Consider the following 16,087-nt stretch of genomic DNA (forward strand, 5'->3'; position numbering starts at 1 on the left):
TGACCACTCGGATGTCATCGGGTAGCGCGGAGACCAAGGCGTGTATCGGGGCACGAGGATTGGTGCCTTTCGAAGGGCGCATGAGAACTTCGATTGGCGGCCGGGGTTCTACTGAATGCTGGCTCTTCACCAGATCACTGTAGCCATGGTCCTTCGCTCGCCTATGCGAGCTGTTGCCAGATGGTTCCGGTCCAGACGAGTGACATCATCGAGTTCGGCGTCATGCGCCGGTTGGCGGCTCCGCGCAAACTGGTCAGATAGGTGGCACCGTGTCGCACGGTCACGGTAGCTGAACTCTCGCCGGAATTCACAACGTAGAGAATCTGGCCAGGCACGGCGCTCGCGACAAGTGCGGGTACGGTCCGACCGTCCGTCACGGTGCACAACAGAATCACCTGTGGGTCCCCGGCGCGGTAGATGAGTCGAACCGTCTCGCTGTTACTCACCTCATCTTGTCGTCGGGTGATGAGGCGTGACGCTTGTGTCTTTGTGGTCCAGTCAATCGTCGACCCTCGCGCGAACCCCACGGAAGGCGTGGAAAGCGACTCCGGGAAGCGAGCATTTTTCACTGTCACTGTGACGGACGACTCTCCGACAACCACGCCCTGAATTCGGCCACCGTCCCCGTCGCGCCAACGAAGCTCGATCCCGTCAACGCTCACTTCGCCCGTCTGCCTGCTCTGCAGCCCGCGCAGCGATGATCCAGAGGTGACGTTCTGCAGATCGATCGTCCAATCCTTCGCCTGCACAACGCTGTTGCTCAGGATCGCGCCGTTCGCGACGTCGTCGACCTGCGCTCGTGCTGTGGCATGCAGGCCGTGTACATCGAGCACGATGTTGTTTGCCTGAAGAAAGGGCATCGCGGAGTTCCGGAGGGTGATGTTCTGCAAGAGAACCCCTCGCGTCTCACGCCGGTTGTACTGGGAGTGGGAAGACGACGTACGCGGGATGATGCGGATGCCAGCGCCCGAGAGCCCGTCACCGAGGAAGCCTGTGATGATATGGCCCCATGATGCATCCGCCCCGCTCGACTCGGTGATCACCTGAGCCCCGGTGGTGCAGCGTACCGCCGTGCAGTCCTTAACCACGTGCTTGCGTCCCCGCAGAGAAAAGCCCTCGCGGCTATCCACGGCCATGCAGTTGTCGAACGTCACCAGTTCCGAGCAGGAGTGAGTGTCGAAGGCTGCCGCGGAAGCGCCATGGCACACCGAGTCGACGATGCGTGTGCCGTAGGTTGCTCCATACAAGACCACGGAGGAGTTCGTCGCGATGCGGGGAGTGTCGTCCGAGTAGGCGTGTCTTACTCGTCGGGCATGGAGATTGCGGACAACGCCGTAAGCGCTCGAGTTGTCGAGAATTCCATATCCGAATTGACCGGCAGACGGGTTGTCCACCGCTCGATCGATCTGCACGTTCTCGACGTCATAGGCGTAACAGCCGCGCATGAGTATGGCGGTTGCCGTCGACACGCGAACGTGTATGTCGCGCACGGCGGGGCGCATGAGCGCGGAGACGACGATCGTGGTTCCCCCCCAGCCCGCGCTCAGGCCGTTCGGGTCCGTGTCGACTCGGAAACCCTCGAACCGCACCGGAACGTCGCGTAGACGCGCTGCTCTGATGTTCGACGTGAAGGGTCCGTTGGGCGTGCCGACGAGAACCGCGGAATTTCCTGACGTTCGGTCGACGATCATGAAGTCACCTACTCGTGACTTGTTTCCCGAGTCCTGCCTCACCTCGGGGATCTCGTCGTCTGCATAAACCTTGACGACGTCGCCGCGCGCCCATCCAGGTGCTGACGTCATCGCCAGCTGCACCCCGGGTTGCTGGCCACCGCCCAGTTCAACGGTTACCGGTGTGATCGACGTCACCTGTATCGGATCGTCGTATGCGCCTGTCAGGAGCACTGCGGCCGCCGTGGGGTGCGCGCGAACGAGCGTCGCCTCGTTGCCGAGGAGCGTGATGCTCTTCCCCTCATTCGAGAGTGTTGATGCGAGGCGGTAGGTTCCCGCGGGAACGATGAGAGTCCCACCATCTGGGCAAGCTCCGATGGCAGCCTTCAGCGCGGGGGCGGAGTCCGCGGCCCCGCTCGGATCGAGACCCGGGAATCGTTCCGGGGTCGCCACCACAGCGATGAGATCGACAGTCTCGGAATCCACCGCCGAAACGTCTGCCGCGGTGAGGGCGACCCGCCCTGACCGGCCGTTCACGGAGGAAACCGAGCCGTCCGCCGCGCGCGCCCGAGCCGAGGGCAGGAGCGCTCCCGCTCCCATTCCGCCGACTACTGCTACCCCGGCAGCGAGCAGACCTCGGCGGGACTGCGTCGTGGCGCTCGCATGGGGGGAGGGGTGTTCGGACGCTGTCATGTCTGTTCCTCGATCGTTCTGCGGTGCAAAAGGTGTCTAGGGGTCTTGCTTCGGGCGGAGGTCAAGATCGGCCCGCGATCATCCGAACTGAGGGCAGAGGTTCTTCTGCGCTTCAGAGACGATGAGGGTGTTGTTGGAGCGGGCGGCGTCCGAGTCCTCGTTCACGATGTTTACCTCGGCGAGGGGGATGCCGGATTCGAGGTCGGAACACGCGTTGTTTCCGAGTTCGATCCACGAAGATTCGGAAGACGCCTCGCCTTGCCATCCATTCGAGACTGCGCTCAAAAAAGCTTCTTCGGGACCAATGGCGAGCTGCGCTTCGTTTTCGGGTGTGATGGGTTGCGCTTCATTCGGCGCATCTTGAACCGAAGATGACGGGCCTTCGTCCGGAGAAGTGGATCGGGTGGGCGCACTATCGCTCTGCAACGGCGAAGCGGGCTCGGACGCTGTTTCGCCGAAGGAGCACCCCGAGCACGACAGGAGTAATGCCAGCGCGCAGATTCCGACTTTGATGCCCTTCACCATCACGACCTTACGCATACCTGAAAGTTGGTTATGAATGTAAACCTGCTTCCCGCAGGGGCAAAAAGTCATTCACCTCGCACCCGGCGGGGTGGTGGGGGGCATGCCGATTCATAAGAATGAACCGCAACCCGTCGGCATCCCCGCCGGCACCGGTCCTGAAGGGAGACGCGCATGGGCGTGGACGACATCATCAACAAGGGCAAGAAGCTGCTCGATGAGAACCGCGACAAGATCGAAGAGGCGCTGAAGAGCGAGAAAGCCGAAGAAGTCAGCGACAAGATCCTCGACGGCGCCGCGGATGCCATCAAGAAGGTCGTTCCGGCGGAACAGCACGCGAAGATCGACGACGTGCGGCAGAACGTCGACAAGCACATCGGCAACGCCTGACCCGAAGCCACACGAAGCGGCGCCGCCCGAGGACGGGCGGTGCCGCATCGTCGTCGTCAGCCGAGTGGTGAGGAGAGCCGGTCGAGCGGCCAGACGATCGCGAAGACGGTCCCGATGACCTGATCGCGAGGGACGAAGCGCGCGCATCCGTCGGTCGACGCCGTGCCGCGACACTTCACCACCGAGTCCGACGAACTCGCCCGATTGTCGCCCATGACCAGGAAGGAGCCGTCCGGGACGGTGACGGGGCCGAAGCAGCGCGACGACGCCGGGACGCTGTCGCAATCCAGCTGCCCGGGAGCGAAGGCGAGGTCGTTTCGGACGTAGTCCTCGTCGAGCGCGGTCCCGTTCACTTGGACCCGGCCGTCCGCCGTGCAGCACTGCACGGTCGTCCCGGGCTCGCCGATGACCCGCTTCACGAGCGCATCGAGATTGCTCGGACCGAAGCCCACGAGATCCCCGACCCAGCCCGCCGCCCGACGGAGTGGGCTCGGCGCCGTGGCATCCGTCTCCCACGCCTCGGGGCGAGAGAACACCACGACGTCGCCCGGGCGAGGATCGGATGCGATGAGGGTGATCCGGTCGGCCAGGATGCGATCACCCGCCTCGAGGGTCGGCGACATCGATTCGGACGGCACCTGGAACGGCTTCACGACGAACGCCTGCAGGAGAAAGAGCACCAGCAGTGCGGCCACCAGATGCAGGATGGGGGAGCGGCGTACGCGCTGCCACCGGGTGCGCATCCTGGACGCGTCGGGATCACGGGCGCTCATGTGCCTGCCGCCAATCGGGTTCTCCGGCCGCACGGACGTCCGCGCGCGCCGACATGGTAGGCAGGAAGCGAACTCGTCGATGGCCGGGTGGCGGCGCTCTCACGAGCGGTTCACCCTCATAGGAAGCACCGCGCGCACCGGCGGCCGGGCGAGCGATGCTGAGGATATGCCGCGCGCGACACGCCCGGGTTTGCGACACGCCCGACGGGTCCGTAGACTAGTCCAGTTCCACATTCCGGCGTGCGCTCGGCGCGCGCCAGGATCACTGTCAGGGCAGTGCACAGGCGGCGCGTGAGCGCAGGGTCCTGGGCCGCGGGCAGCAGAACACCACACCGAACCCCCTCTTCCTTCACAGGATTCGCGCGCGTGCGTGCGAGGGGCGGGCCGGATGCCATGGCATCCGGTTTGACAGCTGAACAGCGGTGCAGCATCTCTCGCGTCAGCGAGGGGAAGTGCCAGGGTGCGTCAGCACCACCGTGCGTCCAATGCCCCAGGTCGGGTAAGACGCGAGAAAGAGAGAGAGCAGACAATGGCGGGACAGAAGATCCGCATTCGCCTGAAGTCGTACGACCACGCCGGGCTCGACTCGTCGGCGCGCAAGATCGTCGACACCGTGACCCGTGCCGGCGCCACCGTGGTGGGCCCGGTTCCCCTGCCGACCGAGAAGAACGTCGTGTGCGTCATCCGGTCGCCCCACAAGTACAAGGACAGCCGCGAGCACTTCGAGATGCGCACCCACAAGCGCCTCATCGACATCATCGACCCGACGCCCAAGGCCGTCGACTCGCTGATGCGCCTCGACCTCCCGGCCGATGTCAACATCGAGATCAAGCTCTGAGGTTCGACATGGCTGACATCAACTCCAAGATCTCCAAGGGCCTCCTCGGCACCAAGCTCGGCATGACCCAGGTGTGGGACGAGAACGGCAAGCTCGTTCCCGTCACCGTCATCGAGGTCGCTCCGAACGTCGTGACCCAGCTCCGCTCGGTCGAGAAGGACGGCTACAACGCCGTGCAGATCGGCTACGGCCAGATCGACCCCCGCAAGGTGAACAAGCCCCTCACGGCCCACTTCGAGGCCGCGGGCGTCACCCCCCGCCGTCACCTCACCGAGGTTCGTACCGCGGATGCCGCGGACTACTCGCTCGGTCAGGAGCTCACGGTCGACGGTCTCTTCGAGGCCGGCCAGCTGGTCGACGTCGTCGGCACCAGCAAGGGCAAGGGCACCGCGGGTGTCATGAAGCGCCACAACTTCAAGGGTGTGTCCGCTTCGCACGGTGCGCACCGCAACCACCGCAAGCCCGGCTCGATCGGCGCCTCGTCGACCCCGAGCCGCGTGTTCAAGGGCATGCGCATGGCCGGCCGTATGGGTGGCGAGCGCGTGACCGTCCTCAACCTCACGGTGCACGCCGTCGACGCCGAGAAGGGTCTGATGCTCGTCAAGGGCGCCGTCCCCGGTGCTCGTGGCCGCATCGTCTACGTCCGCAACGCAGTGAAGGGTGCCTGATCTCATGGCTGACTCGACTCTCGCGCTCGACGTCCTGAAGGTCGACGGCAAGAAGGCCGGCTCCGTGGAGCTGCCCGCCGACATCTTCGACGTCAAGACGAACATCCCCCTCATCCACCAGGTCGTCGTGGCGCAGCGCGCCGCGGCTCGCCAGGGCACGCACTCGACCAAGCGTCGTGGCGAGGTCTCGGGTGCCGGCCGCAAGCCCTTCAAGCAGAAGGGCACCGGTAACGCCCGTCAGGGCTCGATCCGCGCGCCGCACATGACTGGTGGTGGCATCGTCCACGGCCCCAAGCCGCGCGACTACGGCCAGCGCACCCCCAAGAAGATGATCGCCGCCGCCCTCCTGGGTGCGCTCAGCGACCGTGCTCGTGGCCAGCGCCTGCACATCGTCGACAGCTTCGGCATCGAGGGCGCGCCCTCGACCAAGGCTGCCGCCGCGGTGCTGACCGGCCTCGGTGCCGTCAAGAACGTCCTCGTGGTCATCGACCGCGACGACGAGCTGACGATCAAGAGCGTGCGCAACCTCGCGTACGTCCACGTGCTGACCTTCGGCCAGCTGAACGCCTACGACGTGCTCGTCTCCGACGACATCGTCTTCACCAAGGCCGCCTACGACGCCTTCGTCGCGTCGAAGTCGGGCGCCACCGAGGAGGTCTCGGCATGACCGCCGTCAACAAGGACCCGCGCGACATCATCCTGAAGCCGGTCGTCTCCGAGAAGAGCTACTCGCTCATCGACGAGGGCAAGTACACCTTCCTGGTGGACCCCCGTTCGTCGAAGACCGAGATCAAGCTCGCGATCGAGAAGATTTTCGGCGTCAAGGTCGCTTCGGTGAACACGCTGAACCGCGCGGGCAAGGCCCGTCGCACCCGCTTCGGTATCGGCAAGCGCAAGGACACCAAGCGTGCCATCGTCACGCTGAAGTCCGGCACCATCGACATCTTCACGTCTGTCGGCTGACGGTCGGGATAGAGGACAAGAACAATGGCTATTCGCAAGTACAAGCCCACGACCCCCGGTCGCCGCGGCTCGTCGGTGGCCGACTTCGCCGAGATCACCCGATCGACGCCTGAGAAGTCGCTGCTGCGCCCGCTGTCGAAGACCGGTGGCCGCAACAACCAGGGCCGCATCACCACGCGTCACATCGGTGGTGGCCACAAGCGTCAGTACCGTCTGATCGACTTCCGTCGTAACGACAAGGACGGCATCGACGCCAAGGTCGCGCACATCGAGTACGACCCCAACCGCACCGCGCGCATCGCCCTGCTGCACTACGCAGACGGTGAGAAGCGCTACATCCTCGCTCCGGCGAAGCTGTCGCAGGGTGACGTCGTCGAGTCGGGTGCCGGCGCTGACATCAAGCCCGGCAACAACCTGCCGCTGCGCAACATCCCCACCGGTACCGTGATCCACGCGATCGAGCTCCGTCCCGGTGGCGGCGCGAAGATGGCCCGTTCGGCCGGCGCCTCGGTGCGTCTGGTCGCGAAGGACGGCCCCTACGCGCAGCTGCGTCTGCCCTCGGGCGAGATCCGCAACGTCGACGTGCGCTGCCGCGCGACGATCGGCGAGGTCGGCAACGCCGAGCAGTCGAACATCAACTGGGGCAAGGCCGGCCGCATGCGCTGGAAGGGCGTCCGCCCGACCGTGCGTGGTGTCGCCATGAACCCGGTCGACCACCCGCACGGTGGTGGTGAGGGTAAGACCTCCGGTGGTCGTCACCCTGTTTCGCCGTGGGGCAAGGCCGAGGGCCGCACCCGTCACGCGAACAAGGAGAGCGACAAGCTCATCGTCCGCCGTCGTACCGCCGGCAAGAAGCGCAAGTAGGAGTAGAGGAAGATGCCTCGCAGCCTTAAGAAGGGCCCCTTCGTCGACGAGCACCTGCTTCGCAAGGTCGTCTCGCAGAACGAAGCCGGTTCGAAGAACGTCATCAAGACCTGGTCGCGCCGTTCGATGATCATCCCCGCCATGCTGGGACACACCATCGCCGTGCACGACGGTCGCAAGCACATCCCCGTGTTCGTGACCGAGACCATGGTCGGCCACAAGCTGGGCGAGTTCTCGCCCACCCGCACCTTCCGCGGCCACGTGAAGGACGACAAGAAGGGCCGCCGCCGCTGACGCGGGGGCGCAAGAGGAGAGAGAAATGGTGGAGTCCATCGCACGCGTGCGACACATCCGCGTGACCCCTCAGAAGGCTCGTCGTGTCGTCGCTCTCATCAAGGGCAAGCAGGCCGAAGAGGCCCTTGCCATCCTGAAGTTCGCGCCCCAGGGCGCGAGCGAGCCGATCTACAAGCTCGTCGCCTCGGCCATCGCGAACGCTCGCGTCACGGCCGACAAGACGAACGAGTACCTGGATGACGCTGACCTGTACGTGAAGAACGCGTACGTCGACGAGGGCACGACGCTGAAGCGTTTCCAGCCCCGCGCTCAGGGTCGCGCCTTCCAGATCAAGAAGCGCACGAGCCACATCACGGTCGTGCTCGCGACGCCCGAGACCGCTGAGGCGGCCCCGGCTCGCGCCAACAAGAAGGCGAGCAAGTAATGGGACAGAAGGTCAACCCGTACGGCTTCCGCCTCGGCATCACCACCGACCACGTGTCGCGGTGGTTCTCGGACTCGACGAAGGCCGGTCAGCGCTACGCCGACTACCTCGCCGAGGACATCAAGATCCGTCGCCTGCTGACCACGTCGCTCGACCGCGCCGGCGTCAGCAACATCGAGATCGAGCGCACGCGTGACCGCGTCCGCGTCGACATCCACACCGCCCGTCCGGGCATCGTGATCGGTCGCCGCGGCGCCGAGGCCGAGCGCATCCGCGCCGACCTCGAGAAGCTCACCGGCAAGCAGATCCAGCTGAACATCCTCGAGGTCAAGAACCCCGAGGCCGACGCTCAGCTGGTGGCGCAGGGTGTGGCTGAGCAGCTCACCGCTCGCGTGGCGTTCCGCCGCGCGATGCGCAAGGGCCTGCAGGGCGCACAGCGCGCCGGCGCCAAGGGTGTCCGCATCCAGGTGTCGGGCCGCCTCGGCGGCGCTGAGATGAGCCGTTCCGAGTTCTACCGCGAAGGCCGGGTGCCCCTGCACACGCTCCGCGCGAACATCGACTACGGCTTCTACGAGGCCAAGACGACCTTCGGCCGCATCGGCGTGAAGGTCTGGATCTACAAGGGCGACCTCACCAACAAGGAGCTCGCCCGCGAGCAGGCCAACGCGCCCAAGTCGCGCGGTCGTGACGACCGCGGTGGCGACCGTCGTCGTGGCCCGCGCAACGAGGCCCCCGTGGCAGAAGGAGCGTCGGCGTAATGCTCATCCCCCGCAAGGTCAAGTACCGCAAGCAGCACCACCCCGGCCGTTCGGGCCAGGCCACCGGTGGCACCACGGTGTCGTTCGGTGAGTTCGGGATCCAGGCGCTCACCCCCGCTTACGTGACCAACCGTCAGATCGAGTCCGCTCGTATCGCCATGACGCGTCACATCAAGCGTGGTGGAAAGGTGTGGATCAACATCTACCCCGACCGTCCGCTCACCAAGAAGCCGGCCGAAACCCGCATGGGTTCCGGTAAGGGCTCGCCCGAGTGGTGGGTTGCGAACGTCAAGCCGGGTCGCGTCCTCTTCGAGGTCGCCGGTGTCAACGAGGAACTCGCTCGTGAAGCACTGACCCGTGCCATCCACAAGCTGCCCCTGAAGGCACGCATCATCAAGCGCGAGGAGGGCGACGCGTAATGGCGATCGGCACCAAGCAGCTCGCCCCGAGCGAGCTCGACACGTTCGAAGACCAGCGCCTCGTCGAGGAGCTGCGCAAGGCCAAGGAAGAGCTGTTCAACCTGCGCTTCCAGTCGGCCACCGGCCAGCTCGAGAGCCACGGCCGCATCCGTGCAGTCAAGCGCGACATCGCGCGTCTGTACACGGTGATCCGTGAGCGCGAGCTCGGCATCCGCGCCACCCCGGCTCCGGTCGAGGCGACGAAGGCGAAGAAGAGCAAGGCGAAGAAGGCGGATGCCGCTGACGACGCCGCGAAGGAAGAGGCGGAGTAATGGCTACCGCGAAGAAGGCCGAGGCGCAGGTCGCCGGTCACGAGCACGCCGAACACGATGTCCGTGACGAGAACGCCCGCGGTTACCGCAAGGCGCGTCGTGGCTACGTCGTCAGCGACAAGATGGACAAGACGATCGTCGTCGAGGTCGAGGACCGCGTGAAGCACCCGCTCTACGGCAAGGTCATCCGTCGCACCTCGAAGGTCAAGGCGCACGACGAGACCAACTCGGCGGGCATCGGCGACCTCGTCGTCATCAACGAGACCCGTCCGCTCAGCGCCACCAAGCGCTGGCGCCTGGTCGAGATCCTCGAGAAGGCCAAGTAAGCCTCGCGGCTTGCTTGGAACCCAAGGAGTAAAAAGTGATTCAGAACGAATCCCGGCTGAAGGTCGCCGACAACACCGGCGCCAAGGAGCTGCTCACCATCCGCGTGCTCGGCGGCTCCAACCGTCGTTACGCCGGCCTGGGTGACGTCATCGTCGCCACGGTCAAGGACGCGATCCCGGGTGGAAACGTCAAGAAGGGCGACGTGGTCAAGGCCGTCGTCGTCCGCGTCGTCAAGCAGACCCGCCGTCCCGACGGCTCGTACATCAAGTTCGACGAGAACGCCGCCGTGATCCTGAAGAACGACGGGGAGCCCCGCGGCACCCGCATCTTCGGACCGGTCGGTCGTGAGCTTCGTGACAAGAAGTTCATGAAGATCGTCTCGCTCGCCCCGGAGGTCATCTGATCATGGCGAAAATCAAGAAGGGTGACCTCGTTCAGGTCATCTCGGGCGCCAAGCCCGAGCGCGGCGGCGACCGTGGCAAGCAGGGCAAGGTCCTCGAGGTCCTTCCCGAGCAGAACCGCGTCATCGTCGAGGGCGTGAACTACGTCACCAAGCACAACCGCGTGGGCCAGTCCCAGCGCGGCACCAAGACCGGTGGCATCGAGACGTTCGAGGCCCCGATCCACATCTCCAACGTCGCGATCGTCGACCCCTCGACCAAGAAGCCGACCCGTGTCGGCCACCGGGTCGAGGAGCAGGTCAAGGACGGCGTCAAGCGCACCGTCCGCGTGCGCTTCGCGAAGAAGTCAGGCAAGGACCTCTGAACATGAGCACCGTGACTGCCGCGGAGACTGGCAAGATCCAGCCCCGCCTCAAGCAGAAGTACAACGCCGAGATCAAGAAGGCGCTGCAGGACGAGTTCGGCTACGAGAACGTCATGCAGATCCCCGGCCTGGTCAAGGTCGTCGTGAACACCGGTGTCGGCGAGGCCGCTCGCGACAGCAAGGTGATCGATGGTGCGGTCGACGACCTCACCAAGATCACCGGTCAGAAGCCTGTCGTCACCAAGGCCCGCAAGTCGATCGCCCAGTTCAAGCTGCGCGAAGGCCAGGCCATCGGCGCGCACGTCACCCTCCGTGGTGACCGCGCGTGGGAGTTCGTCGACCGCCTCGTCAACCTCGCTCTGCCGCGCATCCGCGACTTCCGCGGCCTGTCGCCCAAGCAGTTCGACGGCAACGGCAACTACACCTTCGGTCTCCAGGAGCAGTCCGTGTTCCACGAGATCGACCAGGACCGCATCGACCGTGTCCGTGGTTTCGACATCACCATCGTCACCACGGCCAAGACCGACGACGAGGGCCGTTCGCTGCTGCGTCAGCTCGGTTTCCCGTTCCAGGCGGCGGACGCTCAGGCCTGATCCTTGGGCCCCCGGGTTTCCGGGGGCCCATCATCGAAGGTCGCCTGTCGTGTAACGGCAGGCGAAACCTCATGAACGAAAGAAGCAACACATGACGATGACAGACCCGGTCGCAGACATGCTGACCCGTCTGCGCAACGCGAACTCGGCGCACCATGACTCCGTGTCGATGCCGAGCTCGAAGCTCAAGACCAACATCGCTGAAATCCTCAAGCAGGAGGGTTACATCGCCGACTGGAACGTCGAAGACGCTCGCGTCGGCCAGACCCTCAACATGACGCTGAAGTACGGCCCGAACCGCGAGCGGTCCATCGCCGGCATCAAGCGCGTCTCGAAGCCCGGCCTCCGCGTGTACGCGAAGTCGACCGAGGTCCCCACGGTCCTCGGCGGGCTCGGCGTCGCCATCCTGTCCACCTCCTCCGGTCTCCTCACCGACCGTCAGGCCGAGCAGAAGGGCGTCGGCGGGGAAGTCCTCGCCTACGTGTGGTGATCTGACATGTCGCGTATCGGACGTCTTCCCATCGACATCCCCGCCGGAGTCACCGTCACGGTGAACGGCCGGGAGGTCTCCGTCAAGGGCCCCAAGGGCGAGCTCGCGCTCACCGTTGCGCAGCCCCTCGAGGTGTCGGTCGAGGAGAACCAGGTTCTCGTCACCCGCCCCGACGACGAGCGCGAGTCGCGGTCGCTCCACGGCCTGACCCGCACGCTCATCAACAACAACATCATCGGTGTCACCCAGGGCTACACCAAGGGCCTCGAGGTCGTCGGCACGGGTTATCGCGTGGCGCAGAAGGGCAGCTCGGTCGAGTTCGCCCTCGGCTTCTCGCACCCCGTCTTGATCGACCCGCCCGCGGGCATCACCCTCACGGTCGAAGGCAACAACAAGCTCACCGTGAGCGGCATCGACAAGCAGGCTGTCGGCGAGGCCGCCGCCAACATCCGCAAGATCCGCAAGCCCGAGCCCTACAAGGGCAAGGGTGTGCGCTACGCGGGCGAGGTCGTCCGCCGCAAGGCCGGAAAGGCTGGTAAGTAAGCATGGCTGTGCAGTCGAAGTCTGTTGCTCGCGCACGTCGCCACGCGCGCCTTCGCAAGAAGGTCGTTGGCACCGAGCTGCGCCCCCGTCTGGTCGTGACGCGTTCGGCGCGCCACGTGTTCGTCCAGGTCGTGGACGACAGCAAGGGCCACACCGTGGCCTCCGCCTCCACCCTCGAGACCGACCTGCGCGGCTTCGACGGTGACAAGACCGCCAAGGCCCGCAAGGTCGGCGAGCTCGTCGCCGAGCGTGCGAAGGCCGTCGGCGTGTCCGACGTCGTGTTCGACCGTGGCGGGAACCGGTACGCCGGTCGTGTCGCCGCGATCGCCGACGGTGCCCGCGAAGGAGGGCTGAACCTGTGAGTGACAACAAGGAGACCGAAGTGACCGAGCAGACTGCACCGGCTGAGGGTGCGGCTGCGGCCACGGCCCCCGCCGAGCGTGAGCGCGAGCCGCGTCGCGGTGGTCGCGAGCGCAACACCAACCAGCGCGACCGTGGTTCGCGCGACCGCAACGAGAGCCAGTTCCTCGAGCGCGTCGTGACGATCAACCGCGTGTCGAAGGTGGTCAAGGGTGGTCGCCGCTTCAGCTTCACGGCGCTCGTCGTCGTGGGCGACGGCAACGGCGTCGTAGGTGTCGGTTACGGCAAGGCCCGCGAAGTCCCCCTCGCCATCTCGAAGGGTGTCGAAGAGGCCAAGCGCAACTTCTTCCGCGTTCCGCGCTCGGGCTCGACCATCCCGCACCCCGTCCAGGGTGAGGCCGCTGCCGGTGTGGTGCTCCTGCGCCCCGCCGCCGCCGGTACCGGTGTTATCGCCGGTGGTCCCGTCCGCGCCGTCCTCGAGTGCGCCGGCATCCACGATGTCCTCTCGAAGTCGCTCGGCTCGTCGAACACGATCAACATCGTGCACGCGACCGTCGAAGCGCTGAAGTCGCTCGAGGAGCCCCGCGCCGTGGCCGCCCGCCGTGGCCTGGAGTTCGACCAGGTCGCCCCGGCCCGCCTCGTGCGCGCCGAGGCCGCCGCTCAGAAGGTAGGTGCCTGATGGCCGAGCGTCTGAAGGTCACGCAGATCAAGTCCAAGGTGAGCGAGAAGCAGAACCAGCGTGACACGCTGCGCTCGCTCGGTCTCAAGCGGATCGGCGACTCGGTCGTCCGTCCCGACGACGCGCAGACGCGCGGCTACGTCAAGACCGTCGCCCACCTCGTCAAGGTTGAGGAGATCGACTAATGGCTGACAAGAAGGACGAGACCGCCACGGTCGCCGCCCCGAAGAAGGCCTCGGCCCGTAAGACGGCTGAGAAGAAGGAAGCTCCCGCGGCCCGCCCCGGCGTGCTGAAGGTCCACCACCTGCGTCCCGTCCCGGGCGCCCGTACCGCGAAGACCCGTGTGGGTCGCGGTGAGGGCTCGAAGGGTAAGACGGCCGGTCGCGGTACCAAGGGAACCAAGGCCCGTTACCAGGTCAAGGTCGGCTTCGAGGGTGGGCAGATGCCGCTGCACATGCGCACCCCGAAGCTCCGCGGCTTCAAGAACCCGTTCCGCGTCGAGTACCAGGTCGTGAACCTGGAGAAGCTCGGCGAGCTCTACCCGCAGGGTGGCGACGTGACCGTCGCCGACCTGGTGGCCAAGGGCGCCGTGCGCAAGAACGAGAAGGTCAAGGTGCTCGGCACCGGCGACATCTCGGTCGCGCTGACCGTCTCGGTCGACAAGGTCTCCGGCTCCGCAGAGCAGAAGATCGTCGCCGCGGGCGGCACCGTCAACTGACGCCCGAACCCCGGAGGGGCCGGCGGCCTTACGGCCGTCGGCCCCTTCTGGGTTAGTCTGATTTGGTGTGCGCCTGCGGCGCGCCGAGATCGTTCTGGAGGAATCCCCTTTGTTCAGCGCCATCGCGCGGGTTTTCCGCACGCCCGACCTGAGGCGCAAGATCGCCTTCACGTTGGGGATCATCGCCATCTACCGGCTCGGTGCTCACGTCCCGTCGCCGTTCGTCGACTTCCCCAACGTTCAGCAGTGTCTGAGCGACTCCGGAAGCACCGAGGGTCTGCTGTCGCTGGTCAACCTCTTCTCTGGCGGCGCCCTGCTGCAGCTGTCGATCTTCGCGCTCGGCGTCATGCCGTACATCACGGCCACGATCATCGTGCAGCTCCTGCGCGTCGTCATCCCGCACTTCGAGACGCTCTACAAAGAGGGCCAGGCGGGACAGGCGAAGCTGACGCAGTACACGCGCTACCTGACCATCGCCCTCGCACTGCTGCAGTCGACCACCCTGGTCACCGTCGCACGTTCCGGCCAGCTCTTCGGCTCGGCCGGCATTCCCGAGTGCCAGCAGCTCCTGACGAATGACGTCTGGTGGGCTCAGCTGCTGATGATCATCACGCTCACCGCCGGTACGGGCCTCGTCATGTGGTTCGCCGAGCTGGTCACCGAGCGCGGCGTCGGCAACGGCATGTCCATCCTGATCTTCACCTCGATCGCCGCGACCTTCCCGGCCGCCATGATGTCGATCCTCAACTCGCGCGGTGTCGAGGTCTTCCTCCTCGTCCTGGCCGTCGGGATCCTGGTCGTCGCGCTCGTCGTCTTCGTCGAGCAGTCGCAGCGCCGCATCCCGGTGCAGTACGCCAAGCGCATGGTCGGCCGCCGCACCTACGGCGGTACCAACACGTACATCCCGATCAAGGTCAACATGGCCGGTGTGGTGCCGGTGATCTTCGCGTCGTCGCTGCTGTACATCCCGGCGCTCATCGCGCAGTTCAACCAGCCCCAGGCCGGTCAGGAGCCGGCCCCGTGGGTCACCTGGATCTCGCAGTACCTCACGCGCGGTGACCACCCGCTGTACATGCTCATCTACTTCCTGCTGATCGTCGGATTCACCTACTTCTACGTCGCCATCACGTTCAACCCCGTCGATGTCGCCGACAACATGAAGAAGTACGGTGGGTTCATCCCCGGCATCCGCGCGGGACGCCCGACCGCCGAGTACCTCGACTACGTGCTGACGCGCATCACGCTCCCCGGCTCGATCTACCTCGGCCTCATCGCGCTCCTGCCGCTCGTGGCCCTCGCCACGGTCGGCGCGAACCAGAACTTCCCCTTCGGCGGCGCCTCGATCCTCATCATCGTGGGTGTCGGTCTCGAGACGGTGAAGCAGATCGACGCGCAGCTCCAGCAGCGCCACTACGAAGGGCTCCTCCGATGACGGCACGCCTGTTGATCGTCGGCCCACAGGGCTCGGGCAAGGGAACGCAGGGCGTCCGCATCGCGGAGGCCTTCGGTATCCCCGTCGTCTCGACCGGCGATGTGTTCCGTGCGAATGTGGCCGCAGGCACCGACCTCGGCAAGCAGGTCACCTCGATCATCGACGCCGGCGACCTCGTCCCCGACGAGCTGACCAGCGCGGTCGTGCGTGACCGGCTGTCGCAGCCGGACGCGGGGGAGGGGTTCCTTCTCGACGGCTACCCGCGCAACCTCGCGCAGGTGATGCACCTCGATGAGTTCCTGGGCGGACGCGACGAGGCCCTCGACGCCGTCATCGCACTCGTGGTTCCCCGTGACGAGTCTCTGGCGCGCCTCACCGCCCGCGCGGCCGAGCAGGGCCGCGCCGACGACACGGCCGAGGCGATCGAGACCCGCTTGAACATCTACGAGCGCGAGACCGCCCCGATTCTCGGGGTCTACGGGACGCGAGGGATCGTCGACGAGATCGACGGTGTCGGCGGGCTCGACGACGTCACGGACCGGATCTTCGCGGCGCTGGACGCGCGCGGACTCCGCCGTCGTTCGGCTGACTGA

General features: G+C 65.8%; 26 protein-coding genes. 23 read left to right on the forward strand and 3 right to left on the reverse strand.

Annotated elements, in window-relative coordinates; all coding sequences use genetic code 11:
• Positions 1-161 precede the first annotated feature (161 nt).
• Together ACMW4R_RS06285 and ACMW4R_RS06290 are read right to left on the reverse strand one after the other, a co-directional pair.
• Complete coding sequence (locus tag ACMW4R_RS06285) at positions 162-2,156, reverse strand: hypothetical protein (RefSeq protein ID WP_418299460.1); 1,995 nt, start codon at positions 2,154-2,156, stop codon at positions 162-164.
• Positions 2,157-2,441: 285 nt separating this feature from the next.
• Positions 2,442-2,903, reverse strand: a complete 462-nt coding sequence (locus ACMW4R_RS06290) for a DUF732 domain-containing protein (protein ID WP_418299461.1) — start codon at positions 2,901-2,903, stop codon at positions 2,442-2,444.
• A 156-nt stretch (positions 2,904-3,059) separates the two neighbouring features.
• Between ACMW4R_RS06290 and ACMW4R_RS06295 the strand changes: the two genes are divergently transcribed.
• The gene (locus tag ACMW4R_RS06295) at positions 3,060-3,275 is read left to right on the forward strand and encodes a hypothetical protein (protein ID WP_058596249.1); all 216 of its coding nucleotides are present in this window, start codon (positions 3,060-3,062) and stop codon (positions 3,273-3,275) included.
• Positions 3,276-3,331: 56 nt separating this feature from the next.
• On the opposite strand, the gene lepB is transcribed toward ACMW4R_RS06295, so the two are convergent.
• The gene (lepB, locus tag ACMW4R_RS06300; protein WP_241490565.1) at positions 3,332-3,970 is read right to left on the reverse strand and encodes a signal peptidase I; all 639 of its coding nucleotides are present in this window, start codon (positions 3,968-3,970) and stop codon (positions 3,332-3,334) included.
• A gap of 607 nt (positions 3,971-4,577) precedes the next feature.
• On the opposite strand from lepB, the gene rpsJ reads away from it, so the two are divergent.
• From rpsJ to ACMW4R_RS06410, 22 genes are all read left to right on the forward strand, one after another.
• Positions 4,578-4,886, forward strand: a complete 309-nt coding sequence (rpsJ, locus tag ACMW4R_RS06305; RefSeq protein ID WP_013584016.1) for a 30S ribosomal protein S10 — start codon at positions 4,578-4,580, stop codon at positions 4,884-4,886.
• An 8-nt stretch (positions 4,887-4,894) separates the two neighbouring features.
• Positions 4,895-5,554, forward strand: coding sequence for a 50S ribosomal protein L3 (gene rplC, locus ACMW4R_RS06310; protein WP_058596247.1), 660 nt, complete (start codon positions 4,895-4,897; stop codon positions 5,552-5,554).
• A gap of 4 nt (positions 5,555-5,558) precedes the next feature.
• Complete coding sequence (rplD, locus tag ACMW4R_RS06315; protein WP_058596246.1) at positions 5,559-6,221, forward strand: 50S ribosomal protein L4; 663 nt, start codon at positions 5,559-5,561, stop codon at positions 6,219-6,221.
• On the forward strand, positions 6,218-6,517 hold the full coding sequence (rplW, locus tag ACMW4R_RS06320) for a 50S ribosomal protein L23 (RefSeq protein WP_058596245.1): 300 nt from the start codon (positions 6,218-6,220) through the stop codon (positions 6,515-6,517). Before rplD ends, rplW begins: the two co-directional genes overlap by 4 nt.
• Positions 6,518-6,541: 24 nt before the next feature.
• Positions 6,542-7,381, forward strand: coding sequence for a 50S ribosomal protein L2 (gene rplB, locus ACMW4R_RS06325; protein WP_013584012.1), 840 nt, complete (start codon positions 6,542-6,544; stop codon positions 7,379-7,381).
• Between the two features lie 12 nt (positions 7,382-7,393).
• Entirely contained in the window at positions 7,394-7,675 is a 282-nt protein-coding gene (gene rpsS, locus ACMW4R_RS06330) for a 30S ribosomal protein S19 (RefSeq protein ID WP_013584011.1), read from the forward strand.
• 25 nt (positions 7,676-7,700) lie between these two features.
• A complete protein-coding gene (gene rplV, locus ACMW4R_RS06335; RefSeq protein ID WP_013584010.1) occupies positions 7,701-8,099 on the forward strand; it encodes a 50S ribosomal protein L22 in 399 nt (132 codons plus the stop codon).
• Positions 8,099-8,857 (forward strand): 30S ribosomal protein S3, encoded by a 759-nt coding sequence (gene rpsC / locus ACMW4R_RS06340; RefSeq protein WP_013584009.1) that lies wholly within the window; start codon positions 8,099-8,101, stop codon positions 8,855-8,857. The genes rplV and rpsC overlap by 1 nt, the downstream gene beginning before the upstream one ends.
• On the forward strand, positions 8,857-9,276 hold the full coding sequence (gene rplP, locus ACMW4R_RS06345) for a 50S ribosomal protein L16 (RefSeq protein ID WP_013584008.1): 420 nt from the start codon (positions 8,857-8,859) through the stop codon (positions 9,274-9,276). The genes rpsC and rplP overlap by 1 nt, the downstream gene beginning before the upstream one ends.
• On the forward strand, positions 9,276-9,587 hold the full coding sequence (rpmC, locus tag ACMW4R_RS06350; protein WP_013584007.1) for a 50S ribosomal protein L29: 312 nt from the start codon (positions 9,276-9,278) through the stop codon (positions 9,585-9,587). Before rplP ends, rpmC begins: the two co-directional genes overlap by 1 nt.
• Positions 9,587-9,913 (forward strand): 30S ribosomal protein S17, encoded by a 327-nt coding sequence (gene rpsQ, locus ACMW4R_RS06355; protein WP_058596244.1) that lies wholly within the window; start codon positions 9,587-9,589, stop codon positions 9,911-9,913. The genes rpmC and rpsQ overlap by 1 nt, the downstream gene beginning before the upstream one ends.
• 35 nt (positions 9,914-9,948) lie before the next feature.
• Positions 9,949-10,317 carry a 50S ribosomal protein L14 gene (gene rplN, locus ACMW4R_RS06360; RefSeq protein ID WP_013584005.1) on the forward strand — a complete coding sequence of 123 codons (369 nt, stop codon included), beginning with the start codon at positions 9,949-9,951 and terminating at the stop codon, positions 10,315-10,317.
• 2 nt (positions 10,318-10,319) lie between these two features.
• The gene (rplX, locus tag ACMW4R_RS06365; protein ID WP_058596243.1) at positions 10,320-10,679 is read left to right on the forward strand and encodes a 50S ribosomal protein L24; all 360 of its coding nucleotides are present in this window, start codon (positions 10,320-10,322) and stop codon (positions 10,677-10,679) included.
• A 2-nt stretch (positions 10,680-10,681) separates the two neighbouring features.
• Positions 10,682-11,272, forward strand: coding sequence for a 50S ribosomal protein L5 (gene rplE / locus ACMW4R_RS06370; RefSeq protein WP_058596242.1), 591 nt, complete (start codon positions 10,682-10,684; stop codon positions 11,270-11,272).
• 91 nt (positions 11,273-11,363) lie between these two features.
• Entirely contained in the window at positions 11,364-11,762 is a 399-nt protein-coding gene (rpsH, locus tag ACMW4R_RS06375) for a 30S ribosomal protein S8 (RefSeq protein WP_058596241.1), read from the forward strand.
• A gap of 6 nt (positions 11,763-11,768) precedes the next feature.
• The gene (rplF, locus tag ACMW4R_RS06380; RefSeq protein ID WP_058596240.1) at positions 11,769-12,305 is read left to right on the forward strand and encodes a 50S ribosomal protein L6; all 537 of its coding nucleotides are present in this window, start codon (positions 11,769-11,771) and stop codon (positions 12,303-12,305) included.
• A gap of 2 nt (positions 12,306-12,307) precedes the next feature.
• Positions 12,308-12,667, forward strand: a complete 360-nt coding sequence (gene rplR / locus ACMW4R_RS06385) for a 50S ribosomal protein L18 (protein ID WP_058596239.1) — start codon at positions 12,308-12,310, stop codon at positions 12,665-12,667.
• Positions 12,664-13,344 (forward strand): 30S ribosomal protein S5, encoded by a 681-nt coding sequence (rpsE, locus tag ACMW4R_RS06390; protein ID WP_013583999.1) that lies wholly within the window; start codon positions 12,664-12,666, stop codon positions 13,342-13,344. The genes rplR and rpsE overlap by 4 nt, the downstream gene beginning before the upstream one ends.
• Positions 13,344-13,529, forward strand: a complete 186-nt coding sequence (gene rpmD, locus ACMW4R_RS06395) for a 50S ribosomal protein L30 (protein ID WP_013583998.1) — start codon at positions 13,344-13,346, stop codon at positions 13,527-13,529. Before rpsE ends, rpmD begins: the two co-directional genes overlap by 1 nt.
• Positions 13,529-14,062, forward strand: coding sequence for a 50S ribosomal protein L15 (gene rplO / locus ACMW4R_RS06400; RefSeq protein WP_058596238.1), 534 nt, complete (start codon positions 13,529-13,531; stop codon positions 14,060-14,062). Before rpmD ends, rplO begins: the two co-directional genes overlap by 1 nt.
• A 109-nt stretch (positions 14,063-14,171) precedes the next feature.
• Complete coding sequence (secY, locus tag ACMW4R_RS06405; protein ID WP_058596253.1) at positions 14,172-15,494, forward strand: preprotein translocase subunit SecY; 1,323 nt, start codon at positions 14,172-14,174, stop codon at positions 15,492-15,494.
• Positions 15,491-16,087, forward strand: a complete 597-nt coding sequence (locus ACMW4R_RS06410; protein ID WP_058596237.1) for an adenylate kinase — start codon at positions 15,491-15,493, stop codon at positions 16,085-16,087. Before secY ends, ACMW4R_RS06410 begins: the two co-directional genes overlap by 4 nt.

The organism is Microbacterium sp. S1037 (assembly GCF_048381605.1).
In the GTDB taxonomy this organism is placed as follows: domain Bacteria; phylum Actinomycetota; class Actinomycetes; order Actinomycetales; family Microbacteriaceae; genus Microbacterium; species Microbacterium testaceum_B.

Coding starts and splice junctions, on each gene's coding strand:
- rpsC (WP_013584009.1), top strand. CDS start 8,099: ATGGGACAGAAGGTCAACCCGTACGGCTTCCGCCTCGGCATCACCACC.
- rplE (WP_058596242.1), top strand. CDS start 10,682: ATGAGCACCGTGACTGCCGCGGAGACTGGCAAGATCCAGCCCCGCCTC.
- rplB (WP_013584012.1), top strand. CDS start 6,542: ATGGCTATTCGCAAGTACAAGCCCACGACCCCCGGTCGCCGCGGCTCG.
- rpmD (WP_013583998.1), top strand. CDS start 13,344: ATGGCCGAGCGTCTGAAGGTCACGCAGATCAAGTCCAAGGTGAGCGAG.
- rpsS (WP_013584011.1), top strand. CDS start 7,394: ATGCCTCGCAGCCTTAAGAAGGGCCCCTTCGTCGACGAGCACCTGCTT.
- ACMW4R_RS06290 (WP_418299461.1), bottom strand. CDS start 2,903: ATGCGTAAGGTCGTGATGGTGAAGGGCATCAAAGTCGGAATCTGCGCG.
- rplD (WP_058596246.1), top strand. CDS start 5,559: ATGGCTGACTCGACTCTCGCGCTCGACGTCCTGAAGGTCGACGGCAAG.
- rplW (WP_058596245.1), top strand. CDS start 6,218: ATGACCGCCGTCAACAAGGACCCGCGCGACATCATCCTGAAGCCGGTC.
- rpsH (WP_058596241.1), top strand. CDS start 11,364: ATGACGATGACAGACCCGGTCGCAGACATGCTGACCCGTCTGCGCAAC.
- rplC (WP_058596247.1), top strand. CDS start 4,895: ATGGCTGACATCAACTCCAAGATCTCCAAGGGCCTCCTCGGCACCAAG.
- ACMW4R_RS06295 (WP_058596249.1), top strand. CDS start 3,060: ATGGGCGTGGACGACATCATCAACAAGGGCAAGAAGCTGCTCGATGAG.
- ACMW4R_RS06410 (WP_058596237.1), top strand. CDS start 15,491: ATGACGGCACGCCTGTTGATCGTCGGCCCACAGGGCTCGGGCAAGGGA.
- rplF (WP_058596240.1), top strand. CDS start 11,769: ATGTCGCGTATCGGACGTCTTCCCATCGACATCCCCGCCGGAGTCACC.
- rplP (WP_013584008.1), top strand. CDS start 8,857: ATGCTCATCCCCCGCAAGGTCAAGTACCGCAAGCAGCACCACCCCGGC.
- rpsQ (WP_058596244.1), top strand. CDS start 9,587: ATGGCTACCGCGAAGAAGGCCGAGGCGCAGGTCGCCGGTCACGAGCAC.
- rpmC (WP_013584007.1), top strand. CDS start 9,276: ATGGCGATCGGCACCAAGCAGCTCGCCCCGAGCGAGCTCGACACGTTC.
- rplR (WP_058596239.1), top strand. CDS start 12,308: ATGGCTGTGCAGTCGAAGTCTGTTGCTCGCGCACGTCGCCACGCGCGC.
- rpsJ (WP_013584016.1), top strand. CDS start 4,578: ATGGCGGGACAGAAGATCCGCATTCGCCTGAAGTCGTACGACCACGCC.
- rplV (WP_013584010.1), top strand. CDS start 7,701: ATGGTGGAGTCCATCGCACGCGTGCGACACATCCGCGTGACCCCTCAG.
- rplX (WP_058596243.1), top strand. CDS start 10,320: ATGGCGAAAATCAAGAAGGGTGACCTCGTTCAGGTCATCTCGGGCGCC.
- rplO (WP_058596238.1), top strand. CDS start 13,529: ATGGCTGACAAGAAGGACGAGACCGCCACGGTCGCCGCCCCGAAGAAG.